Annotated in this window: 11 protein-coding genes; 9 read left to right on the top strand and 2 right to left on the bottom strand. The window is 64.2% G+C overall.

Annotated features, from left to right (window positions below):
* Positions 1-32 precede the first annotated feature (32 nt).
* On the bottom strand, positions 33-965 hold the full coding sequence (gene epsC / locus RIN61_RS12910; protein ID WP_112251286.1) for a serine O-acetyltransferase EpsC: 933 nt from the start codon (positions 963-965) through the stop codon (positions 33-35).
* Between the two features lie 389 nt (positions 966-1,354).
* Between epsC and tcyJ the strand changes: the two genes are divergently transcribed.
* The 9 genes from tcyJ (at position 1,355) to RIN61_RS12865 (ending at position 10,393) form a co-directional block, all read left to right on the top strand.
* Positions 1,355-2,149, top strand: a complete 795-nt coding sequence (gene tcyJ, locus RIN61_RS12905) for a cystine ABC transporter substrate-binding protein (RefSeq protein ID WP_015268587.1) — start codon at positions 1,355-1,357, stop codon at positions 2,147-2,149.
* A complete protein-coding gene (gene tcyL / locus RIN61_RS12900; protein WP_252378459.1) occupies positions 2,146-2,814 on the top strand; it encodes a cystine ABC transporter permease in 669 nt (222 codons plus the stop codon). Before tcyJ ends, tcyL begins: the two co-directional genes overlap by 4 nt.
* Before the next feature lie 2 nt (positions 2,815-2,816).
* The gene (gene tcyN / locus RIN61_RS12895; protein ID WP_112251285.1) at positions 2,817-3,575 is read left to right on the top strand and encodes an L-cystine ABC transporter ATP-binding protein TcyN; all 759 of its coding nucleotides are present in this window, start codon (positions 2,817-2,819) and stop codon (positions 3,573-3,575) included.
* A gap of 329 nt (positions 3,576-3,904) precedes the next feature.
* Entirely contained in the window at positions 3,905-5,146 is a 1,242-nt protein-coding gene (locus RIN61_RS12890; RefSeq protein WP_112251284.1) for an SfnB family sulfur acquisition oxidoreductase, read from the top strand.
* A gap of 136 nt (positions 5,147-5,282) precedes the next feature.
* Entirely contained in the window at positions 5,283-6,464 is a 1,182-nt protein-coding gene (locus RIN61_RS12885; protein WP_313857454.1) for an SfnB family sulfur acquisition oxidoreductase, read from the top strand.
* A complete protein-coding gene (locus RIN61_RS12880) occupies positions 6,464-7,855 on the top strand; it encodes an LLM class flavin-dependent oxidoreductase (protein WP_313857451.1) in 1,392 nt (463 codons plus the stop codon). Before RIN61_RS12885 ends, RIN61_RS12880 begins: the two co-directional genes overlap by 1 nt.
* Positions 7,848-8,648: a MetQ/NlpA family ABC transporter substrate-binding protein gene (locus RIN61_RS12875; protein WP_196181228.1), complete on the top strand. Its 801-nt coding sequence runs from the start codon at positions 7,848-7,850 to the stop codon at positions 8,646-8,648. The genes RIN61_RS12880 and RIN61_RS12875 overlap by 8 nt, the downstream gene beginning before the upstream one ends.
* A gap of 1 nt (position 8,649) precedes the next feature.
* Positions 8,650-9,759, top strand: a complete 1,110-nt coding sequence (locus RIN61_RS12870; RefSeq protein ID WP_313857447.1) for a methionine ABC transporter ATP-binding protein — start codon at positions 8,650-8,652, stop codon at positions 9,757-9,759.
* Positions 9,749-10,393 carry a methionine ABC transporter permease gene (locus tag RIN61_RS12865; RefSeq protein ID WP_008096606.1) on the top strand — a complete coding sequence of 215 codons (645 nt, stop codon included), beginning with the start codon at positions 9,749-9,751 and terminating at the stop codon, positions 10,391-10,393. Before RIN61_RS12870 ends, RIN61_RS12865 begins: the two co-directional genes overlap by 11 nt.
* A gap of 93 nt (positions 10,394-10,486) precedes the next feature.
* Here RIN61_RS12865 and dibA read toward each other — a convergent pair whose 3' ends face one another.
* Complete coding sequence (dibA, locus tag RIN61_RS12860; RefSeq protein WP_313857444.1) at positions 10,487-12,382, bottom strand: phosphodiesterase DibA; 1,896 nt, start codon at positions 12,380-12,382, stop codon at positions 10,487-10,489.
* Positions 12,383-12,415 lie beyond the last annotated feature (33 nt).

The following is a 12,415-nucleotide window of genomic DNA, read 5'->3' as shown; positions in this document are numbered from 1 at the left end:
AAGAGGCCGGTACAGGCTGAAGAGATGCTAGATCAATTCTTGTCCTGGCAATCCAGCTGCAGGTTGGCCTGGGTGATGTTGCTCTCGGCCGGCACGCTGCGGGTCAGCCACACATTACCGCCAATGGTCGAGCCTTTGCCGATGGTGATTCGCCCCAGCACCGTGGCCCCGGCATAGATAACCACATCGTCCTCGACGATCGGGTGGCGTGGCAAGCCCTTGTGCAGGGTGCCCGACTCATCGCTGGGGAAGCGCTTGGCGCCCAGGGTCACCGCCTGATAGATGCGCACGCGCTCGCCGATGATCGCGGTTTCGCCGATCACCACGCCGGTACCGTGGTCGATGAAGAAACTCGGGCCGATCTGCGCCCCGGGGTGGATGTCGATCCCCGTGGCCGAATGCGCCAGCTCCGAGCTGATCCGCGCCAGCAGCGGCAGGCCGGCCTGGTACAGGTGGTGCGCCAGGCGGTGATGAATGATCGCCAGGATGCCCGGGTAGCACAGCAGCACTTCATCGACACTGCGCGCCGCCGGGTCGCCGTGGTAGGCGGCCAGCACGTCGGTGTCGAGCAGCACGCGCAGGCCCGGCAGAGCGGCGGCGAAGCCCTGCACCAAGCTCAGCGCATGGGCATCGACGCCGGCCAGCTCGCCTTTGCTTTGCCGTGCGGCGTAGCGCAGCTCCAGGCGGGCCTGGGCCAGCAAGGCGGTCAGCGCGGCATCCAGGGTATGGCCGACGTAGAAGTCTTCGCTTTCTTCGCGCAGGTCGACCGGGCCAAGGCGCATCGGGAACAGCGCGCCGCACAGTTGCTCCAGAACCTGCCGCATCGCCTCGCGCGAAGGCAGCTCACGCCCGCCTTGCTCGCCAATGCTGCGGCCGTTGCGGGTACGCCATTGTTCACGCGCGCCGCGCAGGCCGGTGACGATGCTCTGCAACTGCCAGTGCCCGGATGAAGGTTGTTCGCTCACGGTTTTCTCCTGCCTGAAGAGGCCAACTATTTTTATCGGCAGGGCCGGCCCTTTCGCGGGTAAACCCGCTCCCACAGGGACCCCAGGAGGCACAAGATCTGTGGAGTCCCTGTGGGAGCGGGTTTACCCGCGAAAGGGCCATGCCTGCCTACATAAAACCACTCTACGACAATCCGTCCCTTGGAAAAAACAACGCTTTATTCCATCCTGCGCTAAGTCAGGCATAAGCCGCGATGACGAAGCAGGCAACCTCGCCTACCCTCAAAGCAGCCAGCACCTGGCAAAAACAAAAAAGGGAATAACAAAATAATTTTTTAGTATTTCCTGGCCTAAGCAGCCGCACCTATAGTCGCCACCCACTACTTCCACAACAAGCGCGGGGCTCTGAAATGTCGAAATTCGCCAAACCGCTACTCAACGCCAGCCTGGCTCTCTTGCTGGGTGCCGGCCTGCTCAGCCAGGCCTTCGCCGGCGAGCAACTGAAGACCATCCAGGAAAAAGGCGTGATCAACGTCGGCCTCGAAGGCACCTACCCACCGTTCAGCTTCCAGGACGAAAACGGCAAGCTGACCGGCTTCGAAGTGGAACTGTCCGAACTGCTGGCCAAGGAACTCGGGGTAAAGGCCAAGGTGCAGCCGACCAAGTGGGACGGCATCCTCGCCGCACTGGAGTCCAAGCGCCTGGACGTAGTGATCAACCAGGTGACCATTTCCGAAGAGCGCAAGAAGAAGTATGACTTCTCCGAGCCTTACACCATCTCCGGCATCCAGGCGCTGATCCTGAAGAAGAAGGCCGAGCAGCTGAATATCCACAAGGCCGCAGACCTGGCAGGCAAGAAGGTCGGTGTAGGCCTGGGCACCAACTACGAGCAATGGGTCAAGAAGGATGTGCCGCAAGCCGATGTGCGCACCTATGAAGACGACCCTAGCAAGTTTGCCGACCTGCGCAACGGCCGCATCGACGCCATCCTGATCGACCGCCTTGCTGCGCTGGAATACGCGCAAAAAGCCAAGGACACCGAACTGGCCGGCGATGCCTTCTCGCGCCTGGAAAGCGGCGTGGCCCTGCGCAAGGGCGAGCCAGAACTGCTGGCGGCGATCAACAAGGCGCTGGACAAGCTCAAGGCTGACGGCACGCTGGCCAAGCTGTCCGAGAAATACTTCGGTGCCGATGTCACCAAATGATTGCTGAAAGCCTGCAACTCGTTGTCGACTCCGCGCCCTTCTTGCTGAAGGGCGCGGGTTATACAGTGCTGCTCAGTATTGGCGGCATGTTCTTCGGCCTGCTGCTGGGGTTTGCCCTGGCACTGATGCGGCTGTCGAAGATCTTGCCGCTGAACTGGCTGGCGCGGGTCTACGTGTCGTTCTTCCGCGGCACGCCGCTGCTGGTGCAACTGTTCGTCATCTACTTCGGCATGCCGCAGATCGGCATCGAGCTCGATCCGATCCCGGCATCGCTGATCGGCCTGTCGCTGAACATGGCCGCCTACATCTGCGAAATCCTGCGCGCGGCGATTTCCTCGATCGACCGTGGCCAGTGGGAGGCTGCCGCCAGTATCGGCATGACCCGCGTCCAGGCCATGCGCCGGGCGATCCTTCCCCAGGCATTGCGCACCGCACTGCCGCCGTTGGGCAACAGCTTCATCTCGCTGGTCAAGGACACCGCCCTGGCGGCGACCATCCAGGTGCCCGAACTGTTCCGCCAGGCCCAGCTGATTACCGCGCGCACCTTCGAAGTGTTCACCATGTACGTGGCGGTGGCGGTCATCTACTGGGTGCTGTGCAGCATCCTCGCGCACTTCCAGAACCGCATGGAAGCGCGAGTCAACCAGCATGACCAGGAGCACTGAGCATGATTGAAGTCAAAGGCCTGACCAAGCAGTTCAAGGGCCAGACCGTGCTCGACGGTATCGACCTGACCGTGCAACCCGGCGAAGTGGTGGCCATCATCGGCCCCAGCGGCTCGGGCAAGACCACCTTCCTGCGTTGCCTGAACCTGCTGGAAACACCCGATGCCGGGCAGATCCAGATCGGCGACATCAGCATCGACGCCAACCGCCCGCTGGGAGGGCAGCAAAGTGCGATTCGCCGCTTGCGCCAGCAGGCCGGGTTCGTGTTCCAGAACTTCAACCTGTTCCCTCATCGCACCGCCCTGGAAAACGTGATCGAGGGGCCTGTTATCGTCAAGAAGACGCCCCGCGAGCAGGCCATGGAACTGGGCCGGCGCCTGCTGGCCAAGGTCGGCCTGGCGGGCAAGGAAGACGCCTACCCGCGGCGCCTGTCCGGTGGCCAGCAGCAACGGGTGGCCATCGCCCGCGCCCTGGCCATGGAGCCGGAGGTGATCCTGTTCGACGAGCCAACCTCGGCGCTGGACCCCGAACTGGTAGGTGAAGTGCTGGCGACCATCCGCGGCCTGGCCGAGGAAAAGCGCACCATGATCATCGTTACCCACGAGATGAGCTTTGCCCGGGATGTGGCGAACAGGGTGATCTTCTTCGACAAGGGCGTGATCGTGGAACAGGGCGAGGCCAAGGCGCTGTTTGCGGCGCCGAAGCAAGAGCGTACCCGGCAGTTCCTGCGCAAGTTCCTCGGTACTGCTGCCTCCGAGTAAGCCTGCACTGGCCTATTCGCGGGTAAACCCGCTCCCACAGAGAACCTCCACAGCTCTCAAAACCTGTGGAGGCCCCTGTGGGAGCGGGTTTACCCGCGAAGAGGCCGGCACATCTGTAGCAAATCCCTCCTTCTATACATATTCCAAAGTGTTAGTTCATAAACCTTTTATAAAGCATTAGGGTATATGAACCGGACCACCGGACCAGCACATATCTGTCGCGATCAGCTGTAGCGGCATTCATTTTTTGTGAGGTCAGGAATGGTCAGGATCACAATCACCCCAGTGCGTAACGCCAGGGCATTGAGTGCAGCCAAGGAGCGGTACTGATGTCCAGCCAACCCAATACCCAACTCCACAGCGATCTCGACAGTTCGCCACTGCTGCTGCCGGCCAAGGTACTGCGCAACGACGCCGAAGCCCTGCAAGCAGCCCGCGAACTGGCCGAGGTCGCTCGCGAGCAGGCCGCCCGCCGCGACCAGCAACGCAAACTGCCATGGGCCGAGATCGAACTGTTCACCCGCAGCGGCCTGGGCAGCATCAGCGTACCCAAGGCCCATGGCGGCCCGGATGTTTCGTTCGAGACCGTGGCCGAAGTATTCCGCGTGATCAGCGCCGCCGACCCGGCCTTGGGGCAGATCCCGCAGAACCAGTTCGGCATGCTGCAACTGCTGCGCCTGACCGCCACAGAGGCACAGCAGGCGGTTATCTTCCGCAGCGTGCTCGACGGCTGGCGCATCGGCAATGCAGGCCCAGAACGCGGCACCAAGGACACCCTGACCCTCAAGGCCAGGATCACCCGCGTCGGCGACAGCTATCGCATCAGCGGCGAGAAGTTCTATTCCACCGGCGCCCTGTTCGCCCACTGGGTGGCGGTCAAGGCACTCGACGACGAAGGTCGCCAGCGCCTGGCATTCGTACGCCGAGGCAGCCCGGGGCTGCGCATCGTCGATGACTGGTCCGGGTTCGGCCAGCGCACCACTGCCAGCGGCACCGTGCTGCTCGACCAGGTACCGGTGGATGCCGACCTGGTGATCGACAACTGGCGCCAGCGCGACACTCCCAACATCCAGGGCGCGGCCTCGCAGCTGATCCAGGCGGCGATCGATGCCGGCATTGCCGAAGCGGCGATCGAAGACGCCATCAGCTTCGTGCGCGAAAAAGCCCGGCCATGGATCGAGGCCAAGGTCGACCGCGCCAGCGACGACCCCTATGTGATCGCCGATATCGGCCGCCTGAAGCTCGAACTGCACGCCGCCGAAGCCCTGCTGCGCAAGGCCGCGCGGGTGCTCGACGAGGTCAATGCAGCACCGGTGGATGCCGCCAGCGCAGCACGGGCGTCGATCGCGGTGGCCGAGGCCAAGGTACTAACGACCGAAATTGCCCTGCAGGCCAGCGAAAAGCTGTTCGAACTGGCCGGCAGCCGCGCCACCCTTGCCGAGTTCAACCTCGACCGCCACTGGCGCAATGCCCGGGTGCACACCCTGCATGACCCGGTGCGCTGGAAATACCACGCGGTTGGCGCTTACCACCTCAACGGCACCTTGCCCGCGCGGCATTCCTGGATCTGATTTGTAGCCTTTGGGGCTGCTGCGCAGCCCTTTCGCGACACAAGGCCGCTCCCACAAGTAGTGCGCGGTTCCCTGTGGGAGCGGCCTTGTGTCGCGAAAGGGCCGCAAAGCGGCCCCAAGGCCCCGGAGACACACCATGACTACAAACATCATCACCAGCGACACCGAAGCCCTGGCGGTCGCCGAAGAAGTCGCCCAACAACTACGCCGCGACAGCGCCCTGCGCGACCGCGAGCGCCGCCTGCCGCACGCCGAACTGGAACTGTTCACCCGCTCCGGCCTGTGGGCCATCAGCGTGCCCAAGGCCTTTGGCGGGGCCGGCGTGTCCAACATCACCCTGGCCAAGGTCATCGCCCGCATCGCTCAGGCCGACGGCTCGCTCGGGCAGATCCCGCAAAACCATTTCTATGCACTGGAAGTGCTGCGGGTAAACGGCACGCCTGAACAGCAACAACGCCTGTACGCCGAAGTACTGGCGGGCAAGCGCTTCGGCAACGCTCTGGCCGAACTGGGCACCAAGACCGCCAACGAGCGCACCACTCGCCTGACCCGCGACGGCGATGGCTTTCGCATCAACGGCCGCAAGTTCTACTCCACCGGCGCCATCTACGCCCAGCGCATTCCCACTTCGGTGGTCGATGAACAGGGCGTGCAGCACCTGGCCTTCGTCCCGGCCGACAGCCAGGGCCTGAAGGTTATCGACGACTGGAGCGGTTTTGGCCAGCGCACCACAGGCAGCGGCTCGGTGGTGTTCGACAACGTTTATGTCAACGCCAACGATGTGGTGCCGTTCCAGAGCGCCTTCGAACGCCCCACCCCGGTCGGCCCGCTGGCGCAGATCCTTCATGCGGCCATCGACACCGGCATCGCTCGCGCCGCATACGAAGATGCCCTGCACTTCGTGCGCACCCGCAGCCGCCCTTGGGTCGACTCCGGCCTGGACGAGGCCAGCGATGACCCGCTGACGCTGAAGAGCTTCGGCCACCTGGCGATCCGCCTGCACGCCGCCGAAGCCTTGCTGGAGCGCGCCGGCGAATACCTGGACCGCGCCCGTGACGACAGCACTGCCGACAACGTGGCTGCCGCATCCATCGCGGTGGCCGAGGCCCGCGCCATCAGCACCGAGATTTCCCTCGCGGCCGGCACCACGCTGTTCGAACTGGGCGGTAGCCAGGCCACCCTGGCCGAACACAACCTCGACCGCCACTGGCGCAACGCCCGCGTGCACACTTTGCACGACCCGGTGCGCTGGAAGTACCACGCCATCGGCAACTACTACCTGAACGATGCCAACCCACCACGTCGGGGGACCATCTGATGGCCAAGCAGATCTTGCTCAATGCCTTCAACATGAACTGCATCGGGCACATCAACCACGGCCTGTGGACCCACCCACGGGACACCTCGACCCAGTACAAGACCCTGGACTACTGGACCAGCCTGGCGCGCCTGCTGGAGCGCGGCCTGTTCGACGGGCTGTTCATCGCCGACATCGTCGGCACCTACGACATCTACGGTCAGTCGCTGGACGTCACCCTCAAGGAGTCCATCCAGCTGCCGGTAAACGACCCGCTGCTGCTGGTCTCGGCCATGGCCGCCGTTACCCGCCACCTGGGCTTCGGCCTTACCGCCAACCTCACCTACGAGGCGCCATACCTGTTCGCCCGGCGCCTTTCCACCCTGGACCACCTGAGCAATGGCCGGGTGGGCTGGAACATCGTCACCGGCTACCTCGACAGCGCCGCTCGGGCCATGGGCCTGACGCAGCAACCCGAGCATGACCGTCGCTACGACCAGGCCGACGAATACCTGCAGGTACTGTACAAACTGCTGGAAGGCAGCTGGGCCGACGATGCCGTGGTCGCCGACCGCCAGCAGCGCGTCTATGCCAGGCCCGAAAAGGTGCGCAAGGTCAACCACCAGGGCGAGTTCTACAAGGTCGACGGCTACCACCTGTGCGAGCCCTCGCCACAGCGTACACCGGTACTGTTCCAGGCCGGCAGCTCGCAGCGTGGCCTGGCCTTCGCCGGTAACCATGCCGAATGCGTGTTCATCAGTGGCCAGGACAAGGCCGCCACGCGCGCCCAGGTCGACAAGGTGCGCGCCGCCACCCAGGCCGCTGGCCGCGACCCGCAGGCGGTCAAGGTGTTCATGGGCATCACGGTGATCGTCGCCGCCACCGAGCAGCAGGCCCAGGCCAAGCATGCCGAGTACCTGCGCCATGCCAGCGCCGAGGCCGGGGTCGCGCATTTCGCAGCGTCCACCGGCATCGACTTCGCCGCCTACGCCCTGGACGAGCCTATTGCCTTCAGCCAGGGCAACGCCATCCAGTCGGCCACGCGCCAGTTGCAGGACAACGCCTGGACCCGCCGGCGCCTGCTGCAGCAGCACGCCCTGGGTGGCCGTTACGTGACCCTGGTCGGCGCGCCCGAGCAGGTGGCCGAGCAGTTGATCGCCTGGATCGATGAAACCGGCCTGGACGGTTTTAACCTGACCCGCACCGTAACCCCGGAAAGCTTCGAGGACTTCATCGACCTGGTCATCCCGCAGTTGCAAAAACGTGGCCGCTACAAGACCGCCTACGCCGAAGGCACCCTGCGCGAAAAACTGTTCCAGGCCGACCACCCGCACCTGCCCGCCGACCACCCTGGCTCGGCTTACCGCTTTCCCTCTACCCCTGCCCCGACTGGAGCCCTGCACCATGCTTGATAAACTGTTCCGGCCCGTCGCGGCCATTGCTCTCACCCTTGGCCTGTCTGCCAGCGCGTTGGCTGCCGAACCGCTGAAGATCGGCACCACCTCGGCCTTTGCCATCCCGCTGGAAGCCGCAGTGGAAGAAGCGCACAAGCAAGGCCTGGAAGTGAAGCTGGTCGAGTTCAGCGACTGGATCGCCCCCAATGTCAGCCTCAACAGCGGCGACATCGACGTGAACTACTTCCAGCACATCCCGTTCCTGGAGAACGCCAAGGCAGCTGCAGGCTTCAACCTGGTGCCTTACGCCCCCGGCATCATCAACAACGTCGGCCTGTACTCGAAAAAGTACAAGAGCTTCGCCGACCTGCCCGAAGGCGCCAGCGTGGCCATCGCCAACGACCCGATCAACAGCGGCCGTGGCCTGCAGCTGCTGGCCAAGGCCGGGCTGATCACCCTCAAGCCTGGAGTGGGCTACAAGGCCACCGAGGACGACATCGTCGCCAACCCGAAAAAACTGAAGATCCTTCAGGTAGAGGCTGTGCAGCTGGTACGTGCCTATGACGACGCCGACCTGGTGCAGGGCTACCCGGCCTACATCCGCCTGGCCAACAGCTTCGACGCCGGCTCCGCACTGCTGTTCGACGGCCTGGAGAACAAGGAATACGTGATCCAGTTCGTCATTCGCCCGCAAAGCAAGGATGACCCTCGCCTGGCCAGGTTCGTCGACATCTACCAGCACTCACCGGTAGTACGCGCAGCCCTGGACAAAGCCCACGGCAAGCTCTACCAGGCCGGTTGGGAGGGCTGACATGAGCCAGGCCAGCGCGCTCCGGGCGCCTACCATACAAGCACTGCCGCCAACGGCCAGGGAGCAGGCCTTGCGCCCGGAGGTCAATGAAGCCCATGTGCGCTTCATCGGCCTGGGCAAGACCTACCCGGGCCAGGCGCAACCGGCCTTGCAAGGCATCGACCTGAACATCCGCCATGGCGAAATCTTCGGCATCATCGGCCGCAGTGGCGCCGGCAAGTCATCGCTGCTGCGCACCATCAACCGTCTGGAGCAACCCAGCCAGGGCCGGGTGCTGATAGATCAGGTGGACATCGCGCCCTTCGACGAGGACCACCTGGTAGCCCTGCGCCGGCGCATCGGCATGATCTTCCAGCACTTCAACCTGATGTCGGCCAAGACCGTGTGGCAGAACGTCGAGCTGCCCCTGAAGGTGGCCGGCGTGGCCAAGGCCGAACGCCAGCGCAAGGTGCGCGAACTGCTGGAGCTGGTCGGCCTGCAGGAAAAGCACCACGTGTACCCGGCGCAGCTGTCCGGCGGGCAGAAGCAGCGCGTGGGCATTGCCCGGGCATTGGTGCATGACCCCGAGATCCTGCTATGCGACGAGGCCACCTCGGCGCTGGACCCGGAAACCACCGCTTCCATTCTGGAACTGCTGCGCGATATCAACCAGCGCCTGGGCCTGACCATCGTGCTGATCACCCACGAGATGGCGGTAATTCGCGATATCTGCCACCGGGTGGTGGTGCTGGAACGTGGCGAAGTGGTGGAGCAAGGTGAAGTCTGGCGGGTATTTGGCTCACCACGCCACGAGGTCACCCGTACCCTGCTGGCACCGTTGCAAGCCAGGTTGCCAGCTGCGCTGCAAGCCAGCCTGCGGGCCAGCCCGGCAAGCCGCGACAGTGCCGTGGTGCTGAGGCTGACCCTGCTCGGCGAGCCCGAACTGTCTGCCCTGTTCAACGACCTTGGCGGCCGCGTGCGCCTGCTGCAGGGCGGTGTGGAGACCATAGGCGAGCATGCTCTGGGGCAGTTGATCCTGTCAGTGCAGCACTCGCCGCACGACACCCATCAATTGCTGGAACGCGCCCACCGCTGGGCCGAGGACGTGGAGGTACTGGGCCATGTGGTTTGATCGCCTGCTGGAAGGCTTGCTCGATACCCTGCTGATGGTTGGCGTGTCGTCGCTGATCGCGCTGCTGGTGGGGGTACCGATGGCGGTGCTGCTGGTCACCAGCGACAAGGGCGGGATTTTCGAGGCGCCGCTGTTGAACCGGGTGCTGGGTGCCTTCGTCAACCTGTTCCGCTCGATTCCGTTCCTGATCCTGATGGTCGCGCTGATCCCCTTCACCCGCTTGGTGGTGGGTACCACCTATGGCGTGTGGGCCGCGGTGGTGCCGCTGACCATTGCCGCCACGCCGTTCTTCGCGAGGATTGCCGAGGTCAGCCTGCGCGAAGTCGACCACGGCCTGGTGGAAGCTGCGCAGGCCATGGGTTGCCGACGCTGGCACATCGTCTGGCATGTGCTGCTGCCAGAGGCGCTGCCGGGGATCGTGGGGGGCTTCACCATTACCCTGGTGACCCTGATCAACTCCTCGGCCATGGCCGGAGCGATCGGTGCCGGGGGCTTGGGGGATATTGCCTACCGGTATGGCTACCAGCGTTTCGATAGCCAGATCATGCTGACCGTGATTGCCATGCTGGTGGCGCTGGTGGCGTTGATCCAGCTGGGTGGGGACCGCTTGGCGAAAGGCTTGAACAAGCGTTGAATTCTTCGCGGGTAAACCCGCTCCCACAGGGATATCACAGCCATCAAACCCTGTGCAGTACCTGTGGGAGCGGGTTTACCCGCGAAGAGGCCCTCAACCCCAGTGCAGATCCTCGGCAGGCACCGGTCGCCCGAACCAGTACCCCTGCCCCAGCTGACACAGCTCCTGTAGCAGGAAGCTGGCCTGCTCCGCCTGCTCGATACCTTCGGCATGCACCTGCATGCCCATGCTGCGGGCCAGGGCTATGATCACCCGGACAATCGCGATGTCGTCCTCATCCAGCGGCAACCCGGCAACGAAGCCCTGGTCGATCTTCAGCTTCTGCACCGGCAAGCGTTTCAGCCGCAGCAGCGATGAATAACCGGTGCCGAAGTCGTCGATGGCCAGGGTCACCCCCAGCTCGCGCAAGCGGTGCAGCTGCTCCAGCGCCACCTCCGGGTCCTCCATCACCGCACTCTCGGTCACCTCCAGCTCCAGCACGGCCGGGTCCAGGCCGGTGTCGTGCAGCACCTCGGCCACCTGCTGGTACAACTCGGGCTGGCCAAACAGGCGGCTGGAGATGTTCACCGCCACGAACGCCAACTGCCGCCCTTCACCCTGCCATCGCACCATCTGCCGACATGCCTGGCGCAGTACCCAAGCGTCGATCTCGGCAATCAGCCCGGTGCGCTCGGCAATCGGGATGAACTCACCCGGTGGCACCAGGCCGCGCTGGGGATGCTGCCAACGCACCAGGGCTTCGACGCCAACCTGGCGGCCGGTCGCCAGGTCGTGCACCGGCTGGTAGAACACCCGCAGCTCGTCCTGCTCCAGGGCGCGGCGCAGCTCGCCGGCGGTTTCGACCCTGTGCTGGGCGTGAGCGGTCAGCTCTTCGGTATACAGCGCATAGCAGGCTCGCCCGTTGCTCTTGGCCTTGTACAACGCCGAGTCGGCATTGCGCAGCAACTGCTCGGCACTCAAGGCATCGCTGGGGAACAGGCTGATGCCCACACTGACGCTGATGAACAGGCGGTGGCCGTCGAACACGAACGGCTCGCGCATGCGCTCGATGATGCCCTGCGCCAGCTTGCCCGCCTGGCCGACCTCATGGCAGTTTTCCGCCAGCACGCCGAATTCGTCGCCCCCCAGGCGCGCCAGGGTCACGCCGCTGCCCAGCACCTCGCCCAGGCGTTCGCCAACCAGCTTCAGCAACTGGTCGCCGATGGTGTGGCCAAGGCCGTCGTTGATGCTCTGGAAGTGATCCAGGTCCAGCAGCAGCAAGGCGCAACCGCGCTTGTTGGCCTGGGCTGCGGCCAGGGCCTGCTCGGCCCGGTCGTTGAACAGCAAGCGGTTGGGCAGACCGGTCAGTGGGTCGTGGTGGGCCAGGTAGGCCAGTTCCTGTTCCGAATGCTTGATCGCGCTGATGTCGCTGAACACCGCCACGTAGTGGCTGAGCTCGCCTTCATCGTCACGGATGGCGCAAATGGTCTGCCACTGCGGGTAGATTTCACCGCTCTTGCGCCGGTTCCAGATTTCGCCGCTCCACTCGCCCTTTTCCGCCAGGGTGGCGAAGATCTGCTGGTAGAACGCCAGGCCATGGCGACCCGACTTGAACTTGTTCGGGCGCTGGCCGATGACCTCGTCCTGCTGGTAGCCGGTGATGCGCATGAAGGCACGGTTGACGTGCACGATCAGGCCATCGCGATCGGTCACCAGCACGCCTTCGAGGGTGCTGTCGAACACCGCCGCAGCCATGCGCAGGCGTTCACGGTCTTCGCCACGCATACGCGCGCCAACCCCGATGAAGTCGAGCAGCCGTACCCGCGACACATAGATCAGCACAGCGCTGAGCAGCACCCAGACCACCAGGTTGATCTGCCGGCCCACGTTCAGTGCAAGAGGGTCGTCGGTCATGCCGTGCAACACCACCTCGGCCAGCGTCAGGCAGAGGACCGAGAGCACCACATACAGCGCAGCCATGCGCAAGGCGTCGCGAACTGAAACAGACATGTCGGGTGCAATTGCCCATAGAAAATGATGGGG

Source organism: Pseudomonas inefficax (assembly GCF_032164165.1).
GTDB classification, from domain to species: Bacteria; Pseudomonadota; Gammaproteobacteria; order Pseudomonadales; family Pseudomonadaceae; genus Aquipseudomonas; species Aquipseudomonas inefficax.
This window is presented reverse-complemented; position numbering and strand designations above follow the sequence as displayed.